Here is a 24,850-nt window from a genome sequence, read left to right as displayed (position 1 = left end):
TCAACTCCTCAGCAGCAGGGCCGATGTGGGGACTCCCTCGCCCGCGGTGACCAGGCAGGTGGCGGCGTCCTTGACCTGCGCCGTGCTGGTGCCGCGCAGCTGTTTGACTCCTTCGGTGATGAGGTTGAAGCCGTGGACGTACGCCTCGGAGAGGCCGCCGCCACCGGTGTTGATCGGCAGCCGGCCACCGGTCTCCAGGGCGCCGCCCTCGGTGAAGGCCGCGCCCTCGCCGCGTCCGCAGAATCCGTAGCCCTCCAGGGAGAGGGGAATCAGGGGGGTGAACGCGTCATAGATCTGTGCCACGTCGACGTCCTGCGGGCCGAGGTCGGCACCCTTCCACAGGTGGCGGGCGGCGGTCCAGGCGGGTCCGGTGAGCGGGTCGTCGTTCCAGTAGTTGACCATGCCGTGGTGCTGGGCGGGCAGGCCCTGGGCGGCGGAGTGGACGTAGACGGGCTTGCGGCGGCAGTCGCGGGCGCGCTCGGCGGAGACCACCACGCAGGCCAGCGCCCCGTCCGTCTCCAGGCAGTTGTCGAAGAGGCAGAGGGGTTCGCTGATCCAGCGTGCGGTCATGTACATCTCCCGGGTCAGCGGGCGTTCGTACATGACGGCGGCCGGGTTCTGGTTGGCGCGGTTGCGGCAGGCGAGGGCGACGTTGAAGAGGTGGTCGCGGGTGGCGCCGTACTCGTGCATGTAGCGGCGGGCGAGCATGCCGATCTCGTCGGCGGGGCGCAGCAGCCCGAAGGGCCGGGTCCACTGTCCCGGGGTGGGCAGCTGGACCGCGGTGTTCTTCCAGGGCCTGGGGCCCGAGCCGCGTTTGCGGGACCGCCAGGCGACGCCGACGCTCGCCTGCCCGGTGGCGATGGCGGCGGCCAGGTGGGCCACGGTCGCGCAGGAACCGCCGCCTCCGTAGCCGACCTTGGAGAAGTGGGTGACGTCGCCGGCGCCGATGGCCTTGGCGATCTCGACCTCGTCGGTCTCCTCCATGGTGTAGGAGGCGAAGGCGTCCACCTCGGATGCGGCGATGCCGGCGTCGTCCAGTGCGGCGACGATCGCGCGGCAGGCCAACTCCTTCTCGGAGGCGGGCAGTTGTTTGGCAAAGGGAGTCTGCCCGATGCCGGCTATCGCCGTAGCGTCCTTGAGGGTTGCCCCCATCGCCACCTCCGTGGTCGGTCGCCAGTGCTGACAGCGGAGGAGGCTACCGTTAATCTGACGGGTAGTCAGCTATCGGGCGGGCAGCACTTTCCCGGGAGGTCGGACGATGCGCGGTGACCTGGAACTGCGGGCGGACCTGAAGTACGGCTCCATCCCCCGCCTGGTGCGCGCGGCCGTGGAACGGCACGGCCCCCGGGAGGCCGTCGTCGACGGCAGAATCCGCCTCTCCTACACGGAGTTGGGCGCCCGGGTGGAGCGCGCGGCAGCCGCCTGCATCGCCTCCGGCGTCGCGGCGGGCGACCGGGTCGCCGTCTGGGCGCCCAACACCGCCGACTGGATCGTCTCCGCGCTCGGCGCCGTCACCGCCGGCGCCGTCCTCGTCCCCGTCAACACCCGCTTCAAGGGCGCCGAGGCCGCCTACGTCCTGCGCCGCACCCGCGCCAAGATCCTCTTCATCACCGGCACCTTCCTCGGCACGTCCTACGTCGCCTCGCTGCGCCGCGCGGCCCATGAGGGCGAAGGCCACGGCCCGCTGCCCGGCCTCGATCACCTCCAGCGGGTGGTGGTGCTCTCCGACGACGCGCCCGCCGACTTCACCACCTGGAAGGAGTTCCTGGCCGAAGGCGCCGATGTGCCCGCGGACGCGGTCCGCGCACGGGCCGATGCGCTGCCCCCGGACGCGCCGTCCGACATCCTCTTCACCTCCGGGACCACCGGCCACCCCAAGGGCGCCGTGATCACCCACGCCCAGACCCTGCGCGCCTACGGCGTGTGGAGCGAACTGGCCGGTCTGCGCGCGAGCGACCGGTACCTCATCATCAACCCCTTCTTCCACACCTTCGGCTACAAGGCGGGCATCATCGCCTGCCTGCTGCGCGGCGCGACGATGGTCCCGCAGTCCGTCTTCAGCGTCCCGGCGGCGCTCGCCCGCATCGCGGCCGAACGGATCTCGGTACTCCCCGGGCCGCCCACCCTCCACCAGCAGCTCCTCGACCACCCCGCCCGCGACCGGCACGACCTGTCGGCGCTGCGGCTGGTCGTCACCGGCGCCGCCGTCGTCCCTCTGGAGCTGGTCGAGCGGCTGCGCGGCGAACTGAAGGTCTCCACCGTGCTGACCGCGTACGGCCTGTCGGAGAGCTCCGGCATCGTCACGATGTGCCGCCGCGGCGATCCGCCCGAGTCCGTCGCCGCCACCTCGGGACGCGCCCTGCCCGGCACCGAGGTCCGCGTCGTCGGCCCCGATGGCCGCCCGGCGGCGCCCGGCACCCCGGGGGAGGTGCTGGTCCGCGGCTATCACGTCATGTCCGGCTACTTCGAGGACCCGGCGGCCACCGCCTGCGCCGTCACCCCCGACGGCTGGCTGCACACCGGCGACGTCGGGGTGCTCGACGCGGACGGCAACCTCCGTATCACCGACCGCATCAAGGACATGTTCATCGTCGGCGGCTTCAACGCCTACCCCGCCGAGATAGAGCAACTGCTCGGCCGCCACCCGGAGATCGCCGATGTCGCCGTCGTCGGCATACCCGACCCCCGCCTGGGCGAGGTCGGCAAGGCGTACGCCGTCCGCCGCCCCCGCTCGTCCCTCTCCGCCGACGACCTCATCGCCTGGTCGCGCCGCGAGATGGCCAACTACAAGGTCCCCCGGGAGGTCGAGTTCGTCGCCGAACTGCCGCGCAACGCCGCAGGCAAGGTCCTCAAGGGGCGGCTGCGGGAAGGCGGTTCGCGCTCTGGGGCACAGTCGGGCGGTTCGCGCTCCGGGGTGCAGCCGTGAGGCGGCGGGGCCCGGCCGCCGGCCCGGCCACCGGGGCGGGTGCGCGCCCGCCGCCTACCGTCCCTGCGGCGGTGCCCAGGACGGACTGCGCCCGCTCAGCGCCACGACCCGGTCCAGCAGCGGCGCGTCGTCCGGCACGGAAACTGCGGGCCCGAAGATGCTGCGCTCCGGATCGCCGGCCGACGGTGCGAGCAGCGCGTACGAGACCCCGAGCGCGGCGGTGTCCGGCGCGTACGCCTGCCCCGTGGCGCGGGCCAGGTCCCAGCCGTGCAGCACCAGTTCGTTGAGCGCGACCCGCCCGGCGATCGCGGCGGGCAGCGTGACACCGCCCGCCTGGGTCTCGCCCTCCCACGCCTCCGGCCGGTGCCAGGCGTCCGCCATCTCGGCCAGGTTCCGCTCCAGTTGGGCGCGCCAGCCGGCCTGCACGTCCGGCCTGCCGGTGCCGGGCGGGGTGGCGGTCGAAGGCCCCAGATCCTTGTCCGCCGCGTTCCGGAAGGCGCCGGTCAGGCCGACGAGGTGGCCCAGCAGGTGGCGCACGGCGTAGTCCGCGCACGGCGTGGGAGCGTCGAGCTGGTCCTCGCGGGTGTCCGCGGCGAGCTGTGCGACCAGGCGTGTCTGCGCCGTGAAGTCGATCGTCTCGGTCATGTCCGGGCTTCCTTCCGTCGTTACCGGTGCCCGGGTGGGTGCGCCGCGGCCGTGCCCGTCCCGCGCATCCGAGGCCGGTGCCACCCGCCCGGCCTCCAGTGAAGACGTCAGGGCCGCCCCCGCACCCGCGCCACACCGCCGTACGCCCGACCGCCGCCCGCTGCGGGCGCGCCCGCACCGCCCTGCCCGGTCCGGACGAGCCGCCCTGTCCGGTCCGGACGAGCCGCCCTACCCGGGCGCGTACCGCTCCCGCAGCGCCGTCTTCAGCACCTTGCCCAGCGGGCCGCCGCGGGGGAGTCCGGCCGTGATCTCCAGTTGCTCGGGCAGCTTCTGCGGCATGAGTCCGGCGGCCCGCAGGTGGGCGGTCAGTTCCGCCAGCGTCGGCGGCGGCGCGGCCGGTTCGGCGGGGGTGACCACCGCGCAGACCCGCTCGCCGCGCGCCCGGTCCGGCAGCCCGATCACCGCCGCCTCGGCGACCGCCGGATGCGTCAGCAGAAGATCCTCGATCTCCTGCGCCGAGATGTTCTCGCCCTTGCGGATGATGATGTCCTTGCTGCGCCCGGTCAGCACGAGGTGGCCGTCGGGCCGCAGATGCCCCAGGTCGCCGGTGCGGAAGTAGCCGTCGGCGTCGAACGCGTCGGCGGTCAGCGCCGGATCGGTGTACCGCCGGAAGACCATCGGCCCCTTGACCCGCACCTCGCCGGTCTCCCCGGCAGCCGCCGCGCTCCCGTCCGGCCGGGCGATCCGCACCCGCGCGCCCGCGACCGGCCGCCCCACGGTGTGCGCCAGCTGCTCGTCCCGGTCGTACGGCGTGCCCATCGCGATCATCGGGGACTCCGTCATCCCGTACCCGTGCACGAGCGCGCAGCCCAGCTCCCGCCGGGCCTCGGCGTACAGCTCGGGCGGCAGCGGCGCCCCGCCGCCGGACAGCAGCCGCAGCGTGGGGATCAGCCGCCCGGCCCGCGGCGACTCCTGCCGGTAGCGCCGCGACTCGTCCAGGAACGCCTGGTAGAAGGCGGTGCTGCCGCCCGCCATGGTCACACCGTGACGCCGGTAGACGGCCGCCGCTTCGCCGGGCCTGAACACGTCGATGACGACCGCGGGAAAGCCGCTGACCAGCATCGCGATGAGGTAGTCGGGCCCCGCGATGTGCGCGTAGGGGAACGCGATCGAGCCGACGTCGTCCGCCGACATCCCCAGCGCGGTGGCCAGCCCCACCCCGCCGGCGATCAGCGAGGCGTCCGTGTGCTCGACGCCCTTCGGGGACGAGGTGGTGCCCGAGGTGTAGTAGATCCACCGGGTGTCTCCGGTGGTGTGGCCGTCCGGCGCCGCGAGGGCGCGCGGGTCACCGGACGGCAGACCGTATCCGCCGCCCCCGGCGCCCTCCTCCCCGACGGTGAGCACCCGCACCCCGTCCCCGGCGAGCTTCCGCGCCATCGCCGTGAAGTCGAAGCCCCGCCACACCCCCGGTACGAGCACGAACTCGGCCGCCGACTCGGCCAGGATGAAGCCGACTTCACGTTCCCGGTGGAGGTGGATGACCGGCGTCTGCACGGCCCCGAGCCGGGCCAGGGCGATCGACGCGATCACCGTCCCGATCCGCGTCGGCAGCTGCCAGACCACCCGCGTTCCGGCCCCGATCCCCAGCTCCCGGAACCCGGCCGCCACCCGGACGGCCTGGTCACGGACCTCGCCGAAGGTGACGGTCCGCCCCTCCCCGTCGAAGAACATCGGTGCGTCGGGGGAGGCGTCGGCCCGGTACTCGACCAATTCCCAGAGCGTCTGTATGTGAGCGGACTCAAACACGGCGCGCCTCCTGGCTGCGAGGGGAGCGGGCGGAACCGGGGCGCCCAGCCTAGAGCTGACGGTGTGTCAGGTCCAGATGCGGGGCGGTCGCCGGTCCGCGGCACGCCTCAGTGGCGCACGTCCGCAAGGCAGAGCGTGACCGTCTTGATGTGGCCCTGGTGCTCGGTGTACCGGGTGGTCCCGGCGGGGCACTCGTCGATGCGGGAGCTGTCCGCCCCGATCTTGTACTTGGCCTTCGCGTCGCCGCAGTCGATGACGAAGAGTGCCGGATCCGCGGTCGTTCCCCGGTTCTCCAGGCACTCGCCGACGTGCGCCTGCTTCGCGGTGCGTGCCGGCGTGCTGTTGCCGGTCAGCGCCCAGAGGCCGCCGCCCGCGAGGGCGAGCAGCGCCACGGCGATGAGGCTGAACCTGACCGGATTGCCGCGCTTCCCGCCCGGAGGCGGCGGGAAGCCGGGTGTCCCCGTGAACCCGCCCTGCTGCGGCCCGGCCTGCCCGTACGGGGCCTGCGGCGGCTGCCCGTAGGGAGTCGGGCCGTGCCCCTGCGGCCCGTACGGGGGTGTGCCCTGCGGTCCGTGCGGGGCCTGCGGCGGCGGCCCGTACGGGGGCGGGGGCGGCGGCCCGTAAGGCGCCTGGCCCGGCTGTCCGTAGGGGGTGTGGCCGTCCGGCGGCGGTGGATACGCGGGCACGGTGATCTTCCTTTGCGGCAGCGGTGGCGTCGCGCGGATGGCGAAATCGCACATCGGAACGGGGCGGACCACCGTATCCCGGCCCGCTGCCGGGGGCGCGTGGCGCGGGCCCCTCGCACACGGTCGCCCCGGTGACGGCCGTGCCGCGGCGTCCTGAGGGGCCGCAACGGCCGCTCGCACCCGGCCCCGTCCCGGGGTGCGTGAACCACCGGAGTTTGCTGACGGGGAACGGGTGCGAGGCGAGGCGTTCGCGGGTTACGGGGCCGCGGGTATGTGGCTGTCCTGGGTGGTGACGTCGCCGGGCGCCACGGGGAAGTGGCTGTCCTGGGCGGTGACACCCGGGCCGGGGCTGGGGAAGTGGCTGTCGGCCAGGGCCGGAGTCGCCGCGGCGCCGGCGGCGGCGACGGCGAGGGCGATGGTGACGAGCGTGCGTCGGGTACGACTCATGTCAACTCCTCCGTGAGGAACGCGTCTTGGAATAGAGCGTTCCCGTGTGTAAACATCTCTTGCCGAATGACGGTAGCCCTTCGCCAGGCAGATGTTCGACCGGAAACGGATAACTTCCGTAAAAATCCCGGGAGTTGACGTCGGCCGCGAGGGCCGGGGCGCGGTGTGGCCGCGGACGTGCCGCAGGGGCCGGTTTCCGCGGTCGGCCTTTGCCGCCGCGGAATCCGGCCCCTGCGATCCCCCGGTCCCGGCAGCACGGCTGCCGGGACGCCCGGAACGACCGGTCCCTCCCCAGAGCTCCGGTCGTTCCGGTTGCCGGTCCCCCCTTACGAGCGCCGGTGTCCAGGACCCGTGTCCCCCCACGGATCCCGACGTTCCGGCCCTCCCCCCTGCGGATCCCCTGCCACCGGCACGGCACGGCGGGATCCGCTGCGAAAGGACTGCGGCGCGCATGGGCGATGCGCGACGGTCCGATGCGCGATCCGGTTACTTCGGGTCGGCGATCGGGCGGTTGCTGTCCTTGGTGTGGATGGCGTCCTCGCCTGCGGCCTTGCGCACGGTGTCGTCAGCAGGAGCCGGCCCGTCGGTGATCGGACGGTTGCTGTCCGCCGGACGGATCGGGCGGTTGCTGTCCATGGGCTGGATCGGACGGTTGCTGTCCATCGGTTGGATGGGACGGTTGCTGTCCGCCGGGCGGATCGGGCGGTTGCTGTCCATCGGTTGGATGGGACGGTTGCTGTCCATCGGCCGGATGGGACGGTTGCTGTCCATCGGGCGGATCGGGCGGTTGCTGTCCATGGGCTGGATGGGACGGTTGCTGTCCATCGGCCGGACGATGTCCTTGTCGTCGCCTGGCCGTGCCTGATTCTGAGTGCTCACGGTGGCTCAACTCCTGTGTGTGGGCGCTGATGATGCCACCCGCCCGGCAACTCCCCCGTGGGTTGCCGGACGAGTGAACCAGGGCCTGACACCTTGGCGGTGGGGCCCCGACACCGAGCCGCTTGCCCCCCGAGGCGGCGGTTCGATGTGTAAGAGGTTGTCGCGTGTCGATGAACGATCGATAAACGCCCGCGACGTGGGCCCTGACCTGGAGTTATGCGACGGCGGCCGGGGAGATGAGGTGGTGCACGCCGGTGTCGGCGGGCAGGCCGAGCTGCTCGCGGAGCGACATGACTTCCTGCCAGCAGACCTTGGCGCGGCCCGTGTGCCCGATCTGGCTGAGGGCGTGCCCCAGGGTGGTCAGGGCGTCGGCGCGCCAGCGCCCGCCGCCGATGCCGCGGAGCGCGGTGAGCGCCTGCTCGGCGTAGTTGGCGGCGCTGGTGGGACGCCCGGCGGCGAGATCGACCTCGGCCATCCTCAGGTACGTCATCCCCTCCCAGAACCGCTGCCTGCTGTCCTGGAAGATGGCGAGCGCGGCGGCGAGCTGGTCCGTGGCCTCGTCGAGACGCCCGGCCAGGGTGAGGGCCATCCCCAGGGCGTACATGCCGTTGCCCAGCCTGCGGGAGGCGCCGGCCTCGCGGTAGCAGGCGATGCCCTGCTCGGCGAGGTGGATCGCGCTGTCGATGCGCCCGGTGTCCAGGTGGACGCGGGAGAGGTTGCACAGCGCGCTGGCCTCGGACTGCTTGCTGCGGTTGTCGCGGAAGGCGACCAGCGCCTGGTTGAGGTACGCCTCCGCCTCGTCGTGGTGGTGCCGGATACCGGCGATGATGCCGCGGTCGTTGGGCCCGTTGGACGAGCTGAACGGGTCGCCGGCCGCGAGCCCGAGGAGGGTCGCCAGCTTCGCGTGCTCGTCGGCGTCGCTGAGCCTGCCGAACTGGGTGCAGATCGGCGACAGCGCCCAGTGCGCCCGCCCGGCCGCGTGCTGGTCGTCGGCCTCCAGGGCGGCGGCGAGCAGGGTGAGATTGGCCTGTTCGTACTGGCGGTTGTTGGCGCCGGACTCGGCCATGTCCCGGGTGAGCAGCAGCAGATCGACGGCGCGCCGCAGCCCGGTGGGCCCGGTGTTCTGGAGGGCGCACGCGATCAGGCACCGGGTTTCGCCGAACAGCCAGGTCAGCGCCTCCGAGCGGTTGGCGAAGACCAGGCCCGGGTAGTGCGGCGTCTCCATCTGGTCGAGCAGGCTGTCGCCCGGCCGCTCCATCATGTACATCTGCGCGGCGGACGCCAGGTAGAAGTCGAGCAGCCGCGACAGGGCCGCGTCCCTTTCCTCCGGCGGCTGCTCGTCGCGTTCGGCGCAGGAACGCGCGTAGAGGCGTACGAGGTCGTGGAAGCGGTAGCGGCCCGGGGCCGCGGACTCCAGCAGGGAGGTGTCCACGAGCGATTCGAGGAGGCTCTCGGCGGCGTCGGTGTCCATGTCGAGCAGGGCAGCGGCGGCGGCCAGGGACAGGTCGGGTCCGTCGGCGAGGCCGAGCAGCCGGAAGGCGCGGGCCTGCTGGGGCTCCAGCTGGCCGTAGCCGAGTTCGAAGGTGGCCTTCACGGCGAGGTCGCCGGCCCGGAGTTCGTCGAGGCGGCGGCGTTCGTCGGCGAGCTTGCGGGCGAGGAAGGAGACGGTCCAGGTGCGGCGGGCCGCCAGCCGGGACGCGGCGATGCGGATGGCGAGCGGCAGGAAGCCGCAGGCGCCGACGACGTCCATGGACGCCTCGCGTTCGGCGTTCACGCGCTCCTCGCCCACGATGCGGGTGAAGAGGGTGAAGGCTTCCTCAGGGCTCATCACGTCGAGGTCGATGAGGTGGGCGCCGGCCAGGTCGATCATCCGGGCGCGGCTGGTGATCAGCGCGGCGCAGCCTTCGGTGCCCGGCAGCAGCGGGCGGATCTGGGCGGCGTCGCGGGCGTTGTCGAGCAGCGTGAGCACCCGGCGTCCGGCGAGCGAGGAACGGTAGAGGGCGGCGCGTTCGTCGAGCCCGTCGGGGATGGAGGCTTCGGGCACTCCCAGGGCGCGCAGGAACGCGCCCAGGACGGTGTCGGGCTCCGACGGGCTGTGGCCCGCGCCCTGGAGGTCGACGTACAGCTGGCCGTCGGGGAAGTGCCGGTTCGCGGCGTGCGCGACGTGGACGGCGAGGGTGGTCTTGCCGACGCCGCCGATGCCGGTCAGCGCCGAGACCGCCATGACGTGGCCCTCGGCGGTGGCGAGCTGCTCGCTCAGCTCGGCGACGAAGGCGGCCCTGCCGGTGAAGTCCGAGACGGTGGCGGGGAGTTGCTGGGGGCGCGGAATGACCGGTTCGGCCGGGTTCCGGCTGGACGCGGGCGCGGTCGGCGGGTCGAGGTCCGGGTCGGCCCGCAGGATGCGCTGCTGGAGTTCGGAGAGCGAGGCGCGGGGGTCGACACCCAGTTCGTCGGCGAGGAGCTTGCGGGTGTCGGCGTAGACGGCGAGGGCCTCGGCCTGCCGGCCGCTGCGGTAGAGGGCCAGCATCAGCAGCTCCCGCAGGCGTTCGCGCAGCGGGTGGGCGGCGGTGAGCGAGGTCAGCTCGGACACCGCTTCGGTGTGGCAGCCGAGTTCAAGCTCCAGTTCGAGGCGGCCCTCGGTCAGGGAGCGGCGCCACTCGTCGATGCGGGTGCGCTGGTTGTCGGCGTACGGGCCGCCGAGGCCGGCGAGCGGTTCGCCGTCCCACTGGGCCAGGGCGGCTTCGAGCAGGTCGCGTGCGCGGCAGCGGTCGCCGGCCGCCTTGGCCTTCTCGGCTTCGACGGCGTACTGCTCGGCGCGGTCGATGTCCAGGTCGAGCGGGCGGCCGTCGGCCGACCTGATCGCGTAGCCGCCGGACTCGCTGACCAGCATGTCGGCGTCGTCGCCGAGCGCCTTGCGGATGCGGGACGCGTAGGTGCGCAGGGCGGCGAGCGCGGCGTGCGGCGGTGCGTCGCCCCAGAGGGCGTCGACGAGTTCGGCGGCGGTGGCGGTGCGCCCGCCGCGCAGCAGGAGTGCGGAGAGGAGTGCGCGCTGCTGCGGTGATCCCGCCGCCAGCTCCCTCTCACCGCGCCACGCCCGTACGGGACCGAGCACGGTGAAGCGCAGTCGCTCCCGCCTCTGTCCCGGACCGTCGTCCATGGTGACCCCCTGCCCTGTCCCAATTGTGCGCGGTGTGTGCCGTGTTCCGCCGTGCGCAACGGCCAGTCTGCCTTGTCAGGGCCCCCTCCGTCAGTAGGAGGCCGGAGCGTGCACAAAGCCTCCCCGCCCGACCGGTGTCCGCCCGGGGTGGTGAGGCCATGACAAAGGGATACGGTACGCGGGAGCGCGCTCCGTGGTGTGCGCCCGTCCTGATTCGGACGCCTTCGTGCCCGTTCGGACATGCCGGGCCGCCCCGTCGTCCCGCCCGCGCCGCACCGGGGATGCCGCCCCGTCGTCCAGCCCGCACCTCACCGAGGGTGCCGCCCCGGACCCGGGCCCGCGATCTCCCCCCGGATTCTTCACCGTTCGTTCGCACACCGTCCTCCTCGGCGCCCGCGTTCCGTCCGCGTCATCCTTGTCCGCATTGCTGACGGGTCGTCAGATCGCGGTTACCGTACCTCTCATGGAGACCATGGAGACCTTCCCCAAGATCATCTCGGTGGACGACCACACGGTGGAGCCGCCGCGCGTGTGGCAGGACCGGCTCCCGTCGAAGTACCGGGGAGACGGCCCGCGGATCGTCCGTGCGCCGGTGAAGGAAATGACGTTCGTGGGCGGCAAATTCGCCCCGAAGATGGGTGCGCCGGGCGAGGAGGGACCGCTGGCCGACTGGTGGGTCTACGAGGACCTGCACCGGCCGCTGACCCGCCTCGACACCGCCGTCGGATACTCCCGCGACGACATCAGGCTGGAGGGCATCACCTACGAGCAGATGCGGCCCGGCTCCTTCTCCGTGCCCGACCGGCTCGCCGACATGGACGTCAACCACGTCCAGTCCGCGCTCTGCTTCCCCACCTTCCCGCGCTTCTGCGGCCAGACCTTCACCGAGGCCAAGGATCGTGATCTCGGCCTGCTCGGCGTACGCGCCTACAACGACTGGATGGTGGAGGAGTGGTGCGGCCCCGAGGCGCAGGGCCGGCTGATCCCGCTCGCCCTCATCCCGCTGTGGGACGCCCACCTCGCCGCCGACGAGGTGCGGCGCAACGCGGCCCGCGGCGTACGGGCGGTGTGCTTCAGCGAGATACCCCCGCACCTCGGCCTGCCCAGCATCCACACCGACCACTGGGATCCGTTCCTGCGTGCCTGCGACGAGACCGGCACGGTCGTGGCCATGCACATCGGCTCGTCCAGCCGGATGCCGTCCACGTCGGCGGACGCGCCGCCCGCCGTCGGCTCCACGATCACCTTCGCCAACTGCTGCTTCTCGATGACCGACTGGCTGATGAGCGGCAAGTTCGACCGCTTCCCGAACCTGAAGATCATGTACGCCGAGGGCCAGATCGGCTGGATCCCGTACATCCTGGAGCGCGCCGACGTCGTCTGGGAGGAGAACCGCGGCTGGGGCGGCGTCGCCGACAAGGTGCTCCGCCCGCCGTCCGAACTCTTCACCGAGCACGTCTACGGCTGCTTCTTCGACGACGCCTTCGGCCTCAAGAGCCTCGACGCGATCGGCGTCGGCAACGTCCTCTACGAGACCGACTACCCGCACTCGGACTCCACCTGGCCCAAGTCCCGCCAGGTCGGCGAGGAACAGATGGGACACCTGTCCCCTGACGTCGTCGAACGCATCGTGCGCGGCAACGCGATCGAACTGCTGGGGCTGACGGGGGAGGGGTTGTGGGGGGGCTGGAAGCCGTGAGCCGGGCCGGTCGGGACGCCACGGAGGGGCACATGGTGCAAGTGCTGCCCAAGGGACGGCTGTCCTACGGTATGCAGCTGCCGGTGCAGGCGCAGAGTGTGTTGTTCGCCGAGGAGTGGGAGGCGGACGCGGGGCCCGGTGATCTGGTGGAGGTTGCGCGGGCCGCTGACCGGTACGGCTTTGCTTATGTGGCCTGTTGTGAGCATGTGGCGGTGCCGCGGCGGCTGGCGGGGGCGATGGGGACGGTCTGGTATGACCCGGTCGCCACGCTGGCGCATCTGGCCGCGGTCACCGAGCGGGTCCGGCTGCTGAGCCACGTCGCCGTGGTGGGGCTGAAGCATCCGCTGGTCAGCGCGAAGCAGTACGCCACGCTCGACCGGCTCTCGGGCGGCCGGCTGATCCTCGGGGTCGGCGCGGGGCACGTCCAGGAGGAGTTCGCGGCGCTCGGGGTGGACTTCGCGCGGCGCGGCGCGGTGCTGGACGAGACCGTGGACGCGCTGAAGGCGGCGCTGGGGCCCGGGGAGTTCGCCGAGTTCGCGGGGGAGCGGTTCGCGTTCTCGGATCTCGGGCAGGCGCCGCGCCCGGTGCAGGTGCCGCGGCCCCCGGTGTGGGTGGGCGGCTCCTCGCCCGCCGCGGTGCGCCGGGCGGCCGAGCGCGGCGACGGCTGGCTGCCGCAGGGCGACCGGCGCGAGCAGCTGCCGGCGAAGATCGCCCGGCTGCGGGAGCTGCGGGAGGCGGCCGGGATCGCGGAGCCCGCGGAGATCGGCACCATCGCCGAGCCGCTGTACGTCGGCGAACCGTCCTGGGCGGTCGGCAAGCGGACGCTGTCCGGGCCGCCGGAGCGGATCGCCGCCTCGCTGCGGGAGTACCGGGAGCTGGGGGTCGACCAGATCCAGGTGCGGTTCCGCAGCCGCGACCGCGGTGAACTCATCGACCAGATGGCCGCGTTCGGGGAGCGGGTCGCGGTGCACCTGGACGCGTAGGCGGGGCCCGCCGGTGCGGGCGGTCTCCGGTACGGACGGCGGGCGCCGGGCGCGCCCGCATCACGCGACGCTGGGAGAGCGGCATGGGCAAGCTGGACGGGCGGGTCGTCGTCATCACGGGCGCGGCGCGCGGGCAGGGCGAGCAGGAGGCGCGGCTGTTCGCCGCGGAGGGCGCCCGGGTGGTGCTCGGGGACGTGCTGGACGAGCAGGGGGCGGCACTGGCCGATGAGTTGGGCGCGGACGTGGCGCGGTATGTCCGGCTGGACGTGACGCGGGAGGAGGACTGGCGGGCGGCGGTCGGCGCGGCCAAGGACGCCTTCGGGAAGATCGACGGGCTGGTCGCCAACGCCGGGATCCTGCGCTTCAACGCGCTGGTGTCCACGCCGCTGGAGGAGTTCCAGCAGGTCGTCCAGGTCAATCAGACCGGCTGCTTCCTGGGCATCCGCACGGTGGCGCCCGAGATCGCGGCGGCCGGCGGCGGCACCATCGTCAACACCTCCTCGTACACGGGTCTGACGGGCATGGCGGGGGTCGGCGCCTACGCGGCGAGCAAGCACGCCGTCCTGGGGCTGACCAGGGTCGCGGCGATGGAGCTCGCCGCGAAGAAGATCCGGGTGAACGCGGTGTGCCCCGGGGCGGTGGACACGCCGATGACGAATCCGGCCGGTCTCGCCCCGGGGGCCGACCCGGAGGAATCCCGGCGGGCGGTGGACGGCCTGTACCGGAAGCTGGTGCCGATGGGGCGGATCGGCCGTCCTGACGAGATCGCCAGGCTCGCCCTCTTCCTGTCCTGCGAGGACTCGTCGTACATCACGGGTCAGCCGTTCGTGATCGACGGGGGGTGGCTGGCCGGCGTCGGCCTTTCCTGATGCATCGTCAGGTATTGACGGCCCCGGGCGCCGGTGGAACAGTCGACCACATTCGAATCTGACGATGCGTCAGAAAACACTGGGACGGTGAACCCCCTTGGAATTCGGGCTCTTTGTGCAGGGATACGTGCCCGCGTCGCGGGCGAGGACGGACCCCGAGGCCGAGCACCACGCGCTGATGGAGGAGACCGAGTACGTCATCCAGGCGGACAGGTCCGGCTTCAAGTACGCCTGGGCCTCCGAGCACCACTTCCTGGAGGAGTACTCGCACATCTCCGCCAACGACGTCTTCCTCGGCTACCTCGCCCACGCCACCGAGCGCATCCACCTCGGCTCCGGCATCTTCAACCCGCTCGCGCCGGTCAACCACCCGGTGAAGGTCGCCGAGAAGGTCGCCATGCTCGACCACCTCTCCGGCGGACGCTTCGAGTTCGGCTCCGGGCGGGGTGCGGGCAGCCACGAGATCCTCGGCTTCATGCCGGGGGTCACCGACATGAACCACACCAAGGAACTCTGGGAAGAGACCATCGCGGAGTTCCCCAAGATGTGGCTCCAGGACGAGTACGTCGGCTTCAAGGGCAAGCACTGGGAGCTGCCGCCCCGCAAGGTCCTGCCCAAGCCGTACGGGGCCTCGCACCCGGCCATGTGGTACGCGGCGGGCTCGCCGTCCTCGTACGCGATGGCCGGGCGCAAGGGCCTGGGGGTGCTGGGCTTCAGTGTGCAGAAGGTCGCCGACATGGAGTGGGTCGTCGAGTCGTACAAGACCGCCGTCAAGGAGGCCGAGGCGGTCGGCGACTTCGTCAACGACAACGTGATGGTGACCTCCACCGCCATCTGCGCCGAGACCCACGAGAAGGCCGTCGAGATCGCGGTCGGCGGCGGGCTCAACTACCTCCAGTCGCTGCTGTTCCGCTACCACGACACCTTCCCGCGGCCCGACGGCGTCCCCGAGTGGCCCGAGCTGCTGCCCGATTACACCGAGGAACTGGTCGAGCTGCTGATCGCCGAGGAGCTGATGATCTGCGGCGACCCGGACGAGGTGCTCGGCCAGTGCAGGCGCTGGGAGGCGGCGGGCGCCGACCAGCTCTCCTTCGGCCTGCCCATCGGCATCGGATACGAGGACACGCTCACCTCGATCAAGCTGATCGGCGAGCACGTCATCCCGAAGATCGACACCGACCCGGTGCACCGCACGACGCGCTTCCGGCAGGCGGCGGGCGGCAACTGAGCCCGCAGGCCCGTTCCGCACGGGCGGCGCCCCGCACGCGGCACGGCGCCGCCCGCCCCGCACGCACCCACCGAGAAAGGGATCCACGCCATGCTCGACCACCTGATCAAGGGCGCGACCGTCGTGGACGGGACGGGTGCGCCCCGCCGCGCGGCCGACGTGGGCATCCGGGACGGGCGCATCGCCGTCGTCGCGGACCGGGGCAAGGTCACCGAACCCGCCCTGACCAGCGAGGACGCCACCGGCCTCATCCTCGCGCCGGGGTTCGTCGACCCGCACACGCACTACGACGCGCAGCTGTTCTGGGATCCGTACGCCACCCCCTCGCTCAACCACGGCGTGACCACCGTCGCCGGCGGCAACTGCGGCTTCACGCTCGCCCCGCTGCACCCCGACCGGCCCGACGACGCCGACTACACCCGGCGGATGATGAGCAAGGTCGAGGGCATGTCGCTGGTGGCGCTCGAAGAAGGCGCGCCCTGGACCTGGCGCGGCTTCGGCGAATACCTGGACGCCCTGGAGGGCCGGATCGCGGTCAACGCCGGCTTCATGGTGGGGCACTGCGCGCTGCGCCGGCACGTCATGGGGGCCGACGCGGTCGGCGGGCAGCCCACCGATGCGCAGCTCGCGGCGATGGTCGCGCTGTTCCACGACGCGATGGACGCCGGCGCCTGGGGCCTGTCCACGACGCAGTCGTCCACCCACTCCGACGGCGACGGCGCGCCCGTCGCCTCCCGGCACGCGTCCCCCGCCGAACTCCTGGCGCTCTCCCGCGCGGTGGCCGAACACGAGGGCACCCAGCTGGAGGCCATCGTCTCCGGCTGCCTCGACCGGTTCGACGACGAGGAGATCGACCTGCTGGTGGCGATGACCGCCGCCGCCGGGCGCCCGCTGAACTGGAACGTGCTGACCATCGACGCGGCGGTGCCCGAACGCGTACCGCGCCAGCTGATACCCAGCGCCCGCGCCCGTGAGGCGGGCGGCCGGATCGTGGCGCTGACCATGCCCATCCTCACCCCGATGAACATGTCGCTCGGCACCTTCTGCGCGCTCAACCTCATCCCCGGCTGGGGCGACATCCTCGGCCTGCCGGTGCCCGAACGCATCGCCCGGCTGCGCGACGCGGACGTACGGGCCGAGATGCTGCGCCGCGCGGGCAGCGAGGAAGCCGGGATCTTCCGCCGGCTGGCCCGCTTCGACCGCTACGTCATCGGCGACACCTACTCCGCGGCCAACGAAGGGCTCAGCGGCCGGGTGGTGGGCGACATCGCCGCCGAACGCGGCCAGGAGCCGTTCCACTGCCTGGTGGAGATCTGCGCCGAGGACGAACTGCGCACGGTGCTGTGGCCGATGCCCACCGACAACGACCCGGACAGCTGGGCGCTGCGCCGCGAGACCTGGCAGCACGAGGACGTCATGCTGGGCGGCTCGGACGCCGGCGCGCACCTGGACCGCATGTGCGGCGCGCCCTACACCACCCGCTTCCTGGGCGACTGCCTGCGCGGGCGCAAGCTCGTCGGTCTGGAGGACGCGGTGCGGATGCTGACCGACGATCCGGCGCGGCTGTTCGGGCTGCGCGGGCGCGGCAGGATCGCCGAGGGGTACCACGCCGACCTGGTGCTCTTCGACCCGGAGCGGATCGACGCCGGGCCCGCCACGCTGGTGCACGACCTGCCGGGGGACAGCCCACGGCTCGACTCCAAGGCGCTGGGCATCGTGAGCGTACGGGTCAACGGCGTGGAGACGATCCGGCACGACGTGGTGACCGGCGCGGTGCCGGGGACGGTGCTGCGCTCGGGGCGTGACACGGAGACGGTGAGCACCAAGTGAGCGGCACGGGCGGGGAGTTCACGGAGCGGCTGTTCATCGGCGGCGAGTGGACCGAGCCGGAGCGCGGCCACTACGACGTGCGGGATCCGGCGACCGAAGAGGTCGTGGGGCGGGCGCCGGAGGCGAGCGGTGCGCAGGTGCAGGCGGCGGCCGAGGCGGCCCGCGCGGCCTTCGGCCCGTGGTCGCGCACCGCGCCGGAGACCCGCGCCCGGGTCCTGGACCGCACGGCGGAGATCATCCGGCGCAACTTCGGCCGGTACGCGGAACTGGCGCAGGCGGAGAGCGGCGCGACGACGGCCACCGCGCGCGGCATGCAGGTGGGGGTGTCGGTGGCGCGCTTCCAGCGGTACGCGCGCGGCGCCCTGGAGCCCGTCGAGACCCCGCTGCCGCCGCAGATCAACGAGGCCGGGCCGATGGGGCGGGCGGGGGTGTTCGGGGCGTTCGCTGCCCGCCGCCCGGTCGGCGTGGTCACCTGCATCACCTCGTACAACAACCCGTGGGCCAACCCCGCGGGCAAGGTCGCCCCGGCGCTGGCGATGGGCAACACGGTCGTGGTCAAACCGGCGCCGCAGGACCCGCTGTCGGTGTACCGGATGGCAGAGGCGCTCCAGGAGGCGCTGGCGGAGGCCGGGGCGCCGCCCGGGGTGGTGAACGTGGTCTCCGGCGAGCGGGCGGCGGTCGGCGCGGCTGCGGTCGAGTCGCCGGACGTGGACATGGTGAGCTTCACCGGTTCCACGGCCGTCGGGCAGCGGATCGCGGAGGTGTGCGGGCGCGGGATGAAACGCCAGCTGATGGAGCTGGGCGGGAAGGGCGCCGCGCTGGTCTTCGACGACCTCGACGCGGCGGGCCTGGACGCGGCGGTGGCCGGCATCGGCACCACCTTCGCCTTCTACAGCGGGCAGATCTGCACCGCGCCGACCCGGGTGCTCGCCCAGCGCGGGATCCACGACCGGCTGGTGGAGCGCCTCGCCCGCTACGCCGGGCAGCTCACGGTCGGCGATCCGCGGGCGCGGGGCACCGTCGTCGGCCCGGTGATCTCCGCGGCGCACCGCGAGCGGGTCGAGTCGTACATCGCGCTGGGGCGCAAGGAGGGGGCCACGGTGGTCGCCGGCGGGGAGCGCCCGGACGGCCAGGGCACGGCGCGCGGCTTCTACGTCGCGCCGACGCTGTTCGCGGACTGCACCCCCGCGATGCGGGTGGTGCGCGAGGAGATCTTCGGCCCGGTGGTCGTGGTGGTCCCCTTCGACGACGAGGAGGAGGGCATCGCGCTGGCCAACGACAGCGACTACGGCCTGCTGGACTACGTCTGGTCGGGCGATGTGGCGCGGGCCTTCCGGGTGGCCGGGCGGCTGCGGGCGGGCGGGGTCGGCGTGAACACCGTCGGGCGGAACATGGAGGCGCCGTTCGGCGGCTTCAAACACAGCGGGGTGGGCCGGGACGTGGGCTCGTACGCGCTGCACGCGTACAGCGAACTCCAGTCGGTGGTCTGGCCGGGCTGAGGGCGGGATCCGCCGGGACCGGGAGAGGGGCGGGCCGGGACGGAGGGAGGGAGGGACGGGCCGGGGCCGAGAGCGGGGGCGGGCCGGGATCGACAGGGGGGACGGGCCGTCAGAAAAACGGACGGGAAATTTTCGGAACGGGCAAATCGGGCAGGGCTGCGGTTCCCGCAATGCGGAAGAGTGGCCGGGGGTCCGTGAAGTCGAAGGTGGGTTGAGTTGAGTTCATTGTGTTCATCGAGTGATGTTGCCGATTCGCATTCATAGCGAAGGTATCTGCGCCGGAGTTCGATCCTCCGGATGCGGAAACAGCAGCACTTAACGTCCTGTTCATGGTTCAGGTAGACCCCCGGCCCCAGACCGGAGACACGGTAACGAGCGTCGGCGCCACCGGTGGTGACACCCGCAGCAAGGGCCTGAGCGGCAACTCCGTCGGCCTGCTCGGCAGCGCGGTCATCGGCGTCTCGACGGTCGCGCCGGTCTACTGCCTCACCTCGACCCTCGGCCCGACCGTCGGCGAGGTCGGCCTGCAGATGCCGGCCGTCTTCCTCGCCGGATTCCTGCCGATGCTGCTGGTCGCCTTCGCCTACCGCGAGCTGAACAAGGCGGTCCCGGACTGCGGCACGTCCTTCACCTGGACGGTCAAGGCGTTCGGCCCGCGCATCGGCTGGATGTGCGGCTGGGGCCTGGTGATCGCGACGATCATCGTGCTCTCCAACCTCGCCGGCGTCGCCACCTCCTTCTTCTACCTCCTGCTCGGCGAACTCACCGGCAGCCAGGCCGTCGCCGACCTGGACGGCAACAAGGCCGCGCACGTCCTGACCTGCCTGGTCCTCATCGCCGCCGCCACGGCCATCAGCTACCGCGGGATGACCGCCACCAAAGGCGTCCAGTACGCCCTGGTCGGGCTCCAGTTGGCGGTGCTCGCCGTCTTCGTCGTGATGGCCGTCGTCAAGGCACGCTCCGGCGCCTTCGCGGGCTCCATCGACTTCTCCTGGACCTGGCTCGACCCGTTCGCCGTGCAGTCCTTCTCCGCCTTCACCGCCGGGCTGTCGCTCTCGATCTTCATGTTCTGGGGCTGGGACGCCTGCCTGACGGTCAACGAGGAGACCGCGGGCAGCGCGAAGACCCCGGGCCGCGCGGCCCTCCTGGCCATGCTGGTGCTCATCGGCTCCTACCTGCTCACCGCCGTCGCCTCCCAGATGTTCTCCGGCGTCGGCGACAAGGGCCCGGGGCTCGGCAACCCGGACACCGCCGACAACGTCTTCGCCGCGCTCGCCGACCCGGTCATGGGCACCGTGCTCGGCGTGCTGCTGTTCGTCGCGGTCCTCGCCTCCGCAGCCGCCAGCCTCCAGACCACCTTCATCCCGGTGGCCCGCACCGTCCTGGCGATGAGCGCCTACGAAGCGCTGCCCGCGTCCTTCGCGAAGATCCACCCGCGGTTCCGCTCCCCGGGCCGGGCCACCCTCGCGGCCGGCGCCGCCACCGGCGTCTTCTACGCCGTGATGAGCTTCCTCAGCCAGAACGTCCTGATCGACACGATCTACGCGCTGGGCCTCATGATCTGCTTCTACTACGCGATCACGGCCTTCGCCTGTGCCTGGTTCTTCCGCCGCGAGCTGCGTAACTCCGCCCGCGACCTGCTCTTCAAGGGCGTCTTCCCGGTACTCGGCGGCGCGTTGCTGACGGCGGTCTTCGGCAAGACGCTGATCGACATGTGGAACCCCGCCTACGGCTCGGGCAGTTCCGTACTCGGCGTCGGCTCGGTCTTCGTCATCGGCGTCGGACTGCTGCTCATCGGCCTCGTCATCATGCTGGTGATGCAGCGCCGCAGCCCCGCCTTCTTCCGCGGCGAGGTCCTGACGCGGTCCACTCCGGCGCTGGTGGTGGCCGAGTAGCGGAGCGTGGCGGCGGGCGGCCTGGTGGGGGCCGGGGTGGCTCTGCCGTCCGGCAGCCCGGTCGTCCGGCAGCCCGGCCGCCTGGTCGTCCGGCAGCCCGGCTGCCCGCCGGCCCGGTGAACGAGGCGGCGGGCAGCGGGCTTACGAGCCGGTGGGCCGGCGGGCCGGTGGTCAGCCGAGCGTGAGTACCGCCTTGCCGCGCACCTCGCGGTTCACCAGGGCGGTGGCCAGCTCGCCCGCTTCGGACCAGTCGGCGACCCGGTCCACGCTCGCGTCGAGACGGCCGTCCGCGACCAGCTGCACGAGGTGGGCGAGGTCGTGACCGATGCCCTCGCCGAGCTTGACGCCGCGCAACGTCAGCCTGTTGGGGACCAGTTGGTAGGGGTGGATCGGGGTCGGCTGCCCGGAGGTGGTGCCGACGGACGCGACGACACCCTCCGGGGCGAGGTGCCCCAGCAGCTCCGAGAGCAGCGGCCCGCCGACGTTGTCCAGCACCGCGTCCACCGGCCCCTCGATCTCCGCGGCGCCGGTCAGGACGTGGTGGGCGCCCAGGGCCGCCAGGCCCTCGCCGCGGGCCGCGCTGCCGACCAGCGCGTAGACCTCGGCGCCCGCGAGACGGGCCAGCTGCACGGCGAACCTGCCGACGCCGCCGGACGCGCCGGTGACGACCACCCGCAGACCGGGCCGCACCCCCACCGCCCGCAGCGCCTGCAGCGCGGTCACGCCGGCCACCGGGAGGGCGGCGGCCGTGGTGAAGCCGACGGCGTCGGGGAGCACGGCGAGTTCATCGACGTGGACGGCGCGCAGCTCGGCCCAGCCGCCGCTGCGCCCGCGGGTGACGACCCGGTCGCCGGGCTGCGGGCCGCGCCCGCCGGACGCCGCCCGCTCGACCACACCTGCGGCGTCCCAGCCGGGCACCACGCCCTCGGCGGCGCCGGTGTTCGTGGGGAGTTCGCCGTAGTTGAGCGAGATCGCGGTGGTACGCACCAGGACCTCGTCGGGGCCGGGCACCGGGTCGGCGACGGTACCCAGGGCGAGCCGTCCGGGTGCGGCGTGGTCGACAACAAGAGCGCGCATCGGCAATCTCCTCGGTAGGGCGGACGTGATGAGGCGTAACCGGCGGCCACCTGCGGATATTCCGGCGCGGGCCCGCGATGGGCGGCGCGGCACGGCGACGGTCGTCAACCCCGGCCCAGGAACACCGGGTTGGTCAGCGCCGCCGGCCGTCCCGGCAGCCCGTCAGTGGTCGCCGGGTGGCGTATCTCGGCCCGTACGTAGGCGGCGCGGTCGGGTGCGGTGGACCAGTCGACCGTGCCGGAACCGGACGGCGGCAGCGGGGCGGTGTGCAGCACTCCCTGGTCGGTGTGGAGGGTGACCGTGCAGCCCGGAGCGCCGGACACCGTAAGACGGACGGCGACGGGCGTCGTACCGGGGAGGGCCAGCCGTTCGCCGATCCCGGCGTGTTCACCGCGTGGCCCGCTGACGGAGAACGACAGATCGACGGCGGCGGACTCGGCTATCCAGACCCGGCCCGCCCGTATGCCGTCCTGGAGCGCACGCCGGGACAGGTCGTCGGCCAGCACGACGGTCTGCGGCAGGCCGACGACATCGGGATCGCGGTGCGCGTCGCTGTGCCCCACCGCGGGCAGCCAGCCGGCGCGCTCGCCGCGGGTGTGCGCGGCCAGCATGCCGTCCCACTCCGCGAGGGCGATGTCGTCATCGGGGGTGTGCGGGCCGTTCCACACCTCCACCGCGTCGGCGTCGGCCAGCCCGAACTGCCAGCCGCAGCCGATGCAGGTCGCGTGCGGATGCGCCGGTATGACCAGGCCGCCGGCCCGGCGGATGGCCCGCGCGTAGCGCCCGAAGGTGTGGTCGCGCGCGCGGTAGCGCCAGTCGATGAACGCGCCGGGGTCGGTGCCCATGGCCACGACGTGGCCGGTGCGGGTGGTGATCTCTTCGCCGGTGAGGATCAGCAGGTCGTCGCCCCACAGACCGTCCCAGGCGCGGTGCGACGACGTGGTGTTGTGCTCCGAGGTGTTGACGAAGTCGAGACCGGCGGCGCGGGCCAGCGCGGCGATCTCGGCCGGGGTGCGCCCGCCGTCGGAATGCACCGAGTGCAGGTGGCTGTCGCCCCGGTACCAGGCACGGCCACGGCCCCGGGCACGCTCGGGCGGATACACCAGCGCGGTGGTCTGCCCCGGAGGGCCGTACCGCAGCGTGACCGTGATCTCGTACGCCAGGCCCTGCGGGGCGAGGGTGTAAGGGCCGAGGGCGATGTGCCAGCGGCCGGGGCGCACCGGGCCCGGCAGATAGCCGGGGGTGGCGTCGTCGGCGCGCAGGAAGAACTCCGTGCGTGCCCCGCCGGACCAGCCCCGGAACCCGGCGCCGCCCGGAGCCGTACCGCGCTCGTCGAAGATGCCGATGTCGCAGGCGTTGCCGACCGTGCCGTCCGGGACCGCGGGTCTGTCGTAGGTGTAGGAGACGGCGATCTCCCGTACGCCGGGCGGCACTTCGACGGGAACGTAGACGTAGTCGGGCGCGCCCGGAGGCAGCCGCCCGCTGACCTTGCGGGTCCGGCTGTCACCCGCCCCGCGCCCGGCGTCCGCCGCCGCGTCGGCGAAGCTCACAGGACCGAGCGCAAGCGCGCCCGCCGCCCCCGCAACCGCCGGCCATTTCAGTACCTCGCGCCGTTCCATTTCCGCCCCCGCACCTCGCCGTGTGTCCCCACGTGAAAACTGTTGTACGCGGGTGTGACACGGAGGGAAAGGGCTGTGGATAACCCGTGGACGGTAGGGCAACATGCGGTCACCCACACCCTTCACGCGGAGGTGCGCGCGGCATGCGGATCGCGACCACGATCTTCCTGACCGACGAGACGATCCGGCCCGTACGGCTCGCCCAGGAGCTGGAACAGCGCGGCTTCGACGGCCTCTATCTCCCCGAGCACACCCACATCCCGGTGAGCCGGGACACCCCCGCGCCCATGGGCGAGCCGCTGCCGCGGGAGTACGGGCGCACCCTCGACCCGTTCGTCGCGCTCGGCCAGGCAGCCGCCGTCACCGAACGGCTGCGCCTGGGCACCGGCATCACCCTCGTCGCCCAGCACGACCCGGTCGACCTCGCCAAGCGGATCGCCACCCTCGACTTCCTCTCGGGCGGTCGCTTCACCCTGGGTGTCGGCTTCGGCTGGAACGTCGAGGAAGCCGCCGACCACGGGGTGACCTGGTCGACCCGGCGGGAGCTGACGCGCGACCGGATGGCGCTGATGCGGGCCCTGTGGGCCGAGGAACCCACCGCCCACGAGGGCGCGTTCGGCTCCGTACGGGCGTCGTACGCGCATCCCAAGCCGGGCGGCGGTGCGCCCCGCATCCTGGTCGGCGGCGCCGCGGGCCCCAAGCTCTTCTCGCACGTCACCGCCTACGCCGACGGCTGGCTGCCGATCGGCGGGCGCGGCCTGACCGGGACGCTGCCCGCGCTGCGCGCCGCCTGGACGGACGCCGGGCGGCCGGGCGAGCCGGTCGTGGTGCCGTTCGCGGTCCTCCCGACGCCCGGGAAGCTCTCCTACTACCGGGAGTTGGGCATCGACGAGGTGGTGCTGCAACTGCCCCCGGCAGGCGAGGCCGAGGTGCTGCGCACGCTGGACGACTACGCGCAGTATCTGTGACACGTCACTCGGCGAGTAGGCGGCGGAGCGGGGCGGCGCCCTAAGACCAACGGCGTACGGCGCCTCGCACGAGGTGGGGACCGCAGACCGATCCGCGGCGGCGCCCGCTCGCCGTACCGTCGTTACCGCGGGCCGTCGCAGCGCGCAGGGGCCGGTACGGGCCGGCCGGCGCGGGGCCGCGGACCGCAGGCCGCAGAGCGCGGCCGACGACGCAGGTCCAAGGAGCAGACCATGCCGCAACTCGACCACACGATCGTGCACAGCACCGACCGCTTCGCCTCCGCCCGCTTCCTCGCCGAACTGCTCGACGCCCCCGAACCGCAGGCGTACGGCCCGTTTGCGGCCCTCACCCTCGACAACGGTGTGGTGCTCGACTTCGCCGAGCACGTCGCCGCCGGGCGCGAATTCGTGCCCACGCACTACGCGTTCCTGGTGACGGAGGACGAATTCGACGGGATATTCGGCCGTATCCAGGAGCAGCAGCTGGCCTATTGGGCCGGGCCCCGGCACGCAGGACCGCAGGAGATCAACCACCTCGACGGTGGCCGTGGCGTGTACATCGACGACCCGGACGGCCATGCCATGGAGTTCATTACGCGTAAGTACTCGGAGGAGTTGCTGACAAGTTTGTAAGCGC

At 72.7% G+C, this 24,850-nt stretch carries 19 protein-coding genes; 10 read left to right on the top strand and 9 right to left on the bottom strand.

Annotated features, from left to right (window positions below; genetic code table 11):
- A complete protein-coding gene (locus ACIBK8_RS11090) occupies nt 1–1,152 on the bottom strand; it encodes a lipid-transfer protein (protein WP_399041452.1) in 1,152 nt (383 codons plus the stop codon).
- A 106-nt stretch (nt 1,153–1,258) separates the two neighbouring features.
- Here ACIBK8_RS11090 and ACIBK8_RS11085 point away from each other — a divergent pair, with 106 nt between their 5' ends.
- Nucleotides 1,259–2,926 carry a FadD3 family acyl-CoA ligase gene (locus tag ACIBK8_RS11085; RefSeq protein WP_399041451.1) on the top strand — a complete coding sequence of 556 codons (1,668 nt, stop codon included), beginning with the start codon at nt 1,259–1,261 and terminating at the stop codon, nt 2,924–2,926.
- Nucleotides 2,927–2,980: 54 nt separating this feature from the next.
- Here the strand turns inward: ACIBK8_RS11085 and ACIBK8_RS11080 are convergent, their stop codons facing one another.
- The 6 genes from ACIBK8_RS11080 to ACIBK8_RS11055 form a co-directional block, all read right to left on the bottom strand.
- Nucleotides 2,981–3,571, bottom strand: coding sequence for a TIGR03086 family metal-binding protein (locus ACIBK8_RS11080; protein WP_399041450.1), 591 nt, complete (start codon nt 3,569–3,571; stop codon nt 2,981–2,983).
- Nucleotides 3,572–3,799: 228 nt separating this feature from the next.
- Nucleotides 3,800–5,377, bottom strand: a complete 1,578-nt coding sequence (locus ACIBK8_RS11075) for a class I adenylate-forming enzyme family protein (RefSeq protein ID WP_399041449.1) — start codon at nt 5,375–5,377, stop codon at nt 3,800–3,802.
- Nucleotides 5,378–5,484: 107 nt separating this feature from the next.
- Nucleotides 5,485–6,063, bottom strand: a complete 579-nt coding sequence (locus ACIBK8_RS11070) for a hypothetical protein (RefSeq protein ID WP_399041448.1) — start codon at nt 6,061–6,063, stop codon at nt 5,485–5,487.
- A 255-nt stretch (nt 6,064–6,318) separates the two neighbouring features.
- On the bottom strand, nt 6,319–6,510 hold the full coding sequence (locus ACIBK8_RS11065) for a hypothetical protein (protein ID WP_399041447.1): 192 nt from the start codon (nt 6,508–6,510) through the stop codon (nt 6,319–6,321).
- A 486-nt stretch (nt 6,511–6,996) separates the two neighbouring features.
- The gene (locus ACIBK8_RS11060) at nt 6,997–7,389 is read right to left on the bottom strand and encodes a laminin G (RefSeq protein ID WP_399041445.1); all 393 of its coding nucleotides are present in this window, start codon (nt 7,387–7,389) and stop codon (nt 6,997–6,999) included.
- 214 nt (nt 7,390–7,603) lie between these two features.
- Nucleotides 7,604–10,546, bottom strand: a complete 2,943-nt coding sequence (locus ACIBK8_RS11055) for a BTAD domain-containing putative transcriptional regulator (RefSeq protein WP_399041444.1) — start codon at nt 10,544–10,546, stop codon at nt 7,604–7,606.
- A gap of 472 nt (nt 10,547–11,018) precedes the next feature.
- Here ACIBK8_RS11055 and ACIBK8_RS11050 point away from each other — a divergent pair, with 472 nt between their 5' ends.
- The 7 genes from ACIBK8_RS11050 to ACIBK8_RS11020 all read left to right on the top strand — a co-directional run bounded on the left by ACIBK8_RS11050 (nt 11,019) and on the right by ACIBK8_RS11020 (nt 20,549).
- A complete protein-coding gene (locus ACIBK8_RS11050; RefSeq protein ID WP_399041659.1) occupies nt 11,019–12,245 on the top strand; it encodes an amidohydrolase family protein in 1,227 nt (408 codons plus the stop codon).
- 32 nt (nt 12,246–12,277) lie between these two features.
- On the top strand, nt 12,278–13,228 hold the full coding sequence (locus ACIBK8_RS11045) for a TIGR03619 family F420-dependent LLM class oxidoreductase (RefSeq protein ID WP_399041443.1): 951 nt from the start codon (nt 12,278–12,280) through the stop codon (nt 13,226–13,228).
- Nucleotides 13,229–13,311: 83 nt separating this feature from the next.
- On the top strand, nt 13,312–14,097 hold the full coding sequence (locus ACIBK8_RS11040) for an SDR family NAD(P)-dependent oxidoreductase (RefSeq protein WP_399041442.1): 786 nt from the start codon (nt 13,312–13,314) through the stop codon (nt 14,095–14,097).
- Nucleotides 14,098–14,194: 97 nt separating this feature from the next.
- Complete coding sequence (locus ACIBK8_RS11035) at nt 14,195–15,325, top strand: LLM class flavin-dependent oxidoreductase (RefSeq protein WP_399041441.1); 1,131 nt, start codon at nt 14,195–14,197, stop codon at nt 15,323–15,325.
- A gap of 90 nt (nt 15,326–15,415) precedes the next feature.
- Nucleotides 15,416–17,155: an amidohydrolase family protein gene (locus ACIBK8_RS11030; RefSeq protein WP_399041440.1), complete on the top strand. Its 1,740-nt coding sequence runs from the start codon at nt 15,416–15,418 to the stop codon at nt 17,153–17,155.
- Nucleotides 17,152–18,654, top strand: a complete 1,503-nt coding sequence (locus ACIBK8_RS11025; protein ID WP_399041439.1) for an aldehyde dehydrogenase family protein — start codon at nt 17,152–17,154, stop codon at nt 18,652–18,654. Before ACIBK8_RS11030 ends, ACIBK8_RS11025 begins: the two co-directional genes overlap by 4 nt.
- Nucleotides 18,655–18,983: 329 nt before the next feature.
- Nucleotides 18,984–20,549: an APC family permease gene (locus tag ACIBK8_RS11020; RefSeq protein WP_399041437.1), complete on the top strand. Its 1,566-nt coding sequence runs from the start codon at nt 18,984–18,986 to the stop codon at nt 20,547–20,549.
- A gap of 171 nt (nt 20,550–20,720) precedes the next feature.
- Here the strand turns inward: ACIBK8_RS11020 and ACIBK8_RS11015 are convergent, their stop codons facing one another.
- The gene (locus ACIBK8_RS11015; RefSeq protein WP_399041436.1) at nt 20,721–21,626 is read right to left on the bottom strand and encodes a zinc-binding dehydrogenase; all 906 of its coding nucleotides are present in this window, start codon (nt 21,624–21,626) and stop codon (nt 20,721–20,723) included.
- A 104-nt stretch (nt 21,627–21,730) separates the two neighbouring features.
- Complete coding sequence (locus tag ACIBK8_RS11010; RefSeq protein ID WP_399041434.1) at nt 21,731–23,245, bottom strand: CehA/McbA family metallohydrolase; 1,515 nt, start codon at nt 23,243–23,245, stop codon at nt 21,731–21,733.
- A 143-nt stretch (nt 23,246–23,388) separates the two neighbouring features.
- On the opposite strand from ACIBK8_RS11010, the gene ACIBK8_RS11005 reads away from it, so the two are divergent.
- Together ACIBK8_RS11005 and ACIBK8_RS11000 are read left to right on the top strand one after the other, a co-directional pair.
- The gene (locus tag ACIBK8_RS11005) at nt 23,389–24,213 is read left to right on the top strand and encodes a TIGR03619 family F420-dependent LLM class oxidoreductase (protein WP_399041433.1); all 825 of its coding nucleotides are present in this window, start codon (nt 23,389–23,391) and stop codon (nt 24,211–24,213) included.
- A 231-nt stretch (nt 24,214–24,444) separates the two neighbouring features.
- A complete protein-coding gene (locus ACIBK8_RS11000; protein ID WP_399041432.1) occupies nt 24,445–24,846 on the top strand; it encodes a VOC family protein in 402 nt (133 codons plus the stop codon).
- The last annotated feature ends 4 nt before the right edge of the window (nt 24,847–24,850 follow it).

The organism is Streptomyces sp. NPDC050161 (assembly GCF_044460025.1).
GTDB lineage: Bacteria > Actinomycetota > Actinomycetes > Streptomycetales > Streptomycetaceae > Streptomyces.
Note: the sequence above shows the minus strand (reverse complement) of the source record. Positions and strands in the feature narration are given on the sequence as shown.

Coding starts and splice junctions, on each gene's coding strand:
- ACIBK8_RS11090 (WP_399041452.1), bottom strand. CDS start 1,152: ATGGGGGCAACCCTCAAGGACGCTACGGCGATAGCCGGCATCGGGCAG.
- ACIBK8_RS11085 (WP_399041451.1), top strand. CDS start 1,259: ATGCGCGGTGACCTGGAACTGCGGGCGGACCTGAAGTACGGCTCCATC.
- ACIBK8_RS11080 (WP_399041450.1), bottom strand. CDS start 3,571: ATGACCGAGACGATCGACTTCACGGCGCAGACACGCCTGGTCGCACAG.
- ACIBK8_RS11065 (WP_399041447.1), bottom strand. CDS start 6,510: ATGAGTCGTACCCGACGCACGCTCGTCACCATCGCCCTCGCCGTCGCC.
- ACIBK8_RS11055 (WP_399041444.1), bottom strand. CDS start 10,546: ATGGACGACGGTCCGGGACAGAGGCGGGAGCGACTGCGCTTCACCGTG.
- ACIBK8_RS11050 (WP_399041659.1), top strand. CDS start 11,019: ATGGAGACCTTCCCCAAGATCATCTCGGTGGACGACCACACGGTGGAG.
- ACIBK8_RS11045 (WP_399041443.1), top strand. CDS start 12,278: ATGGTGCAAGTGCTGCCCAAGGGACGGCTGTCCTACGGTATGCAGCTG.
- ACIBK8_RS11040 (WP_399041442.1), top strand. CDS start 13,312: ATGGGCAAGCTGGACGGGCGGGTCGTCGTCATCACGGGCGCGGCGCGC.
- ACIBK8_RS11030 (WP_399041440.1), top strand. CDS start 15,416: ATGCTCGACCACCTGATCAAGGGCGCGACCGTCGTGGACGGGACGGGT.
- ACIBK8_RS11020 (WP_399041437.1), top strand. CDS start 18,984: ATGGTTCAGGTAGACCCCCGGCCCCAGACCGGAGACACGGTAACGAGC.
- ACIBK8_RS11015 (WP_399041436.1), bottom strand. CDS start 21,626: ATGCGCGCTCTTGTTGTCGACCACGCCGCACCCGGACGGCTCGCCCTG.
- ACIBK8_RS11010 (WP_399041434.1), bottom strand. CDS start 23,245: ATGGAACGGCGCGAGGTACTGAAATGGCCGGCGGTTGCGGGGGCGGCG.
- ACIBK8_RS11005 (WP_399041433.1), top strand. CDS start 23,389: ATGCGGATCGCGACCACGATCTTCCTGACCGACGAGACGATCCGGCCC.
- ACIBK8_RS11000 (WP_399041432.1), top strand. CDS start 24,445: ATGCCGCAACTCGACCACACGATCGTGCACAGCACCGACCGCTTCGCC.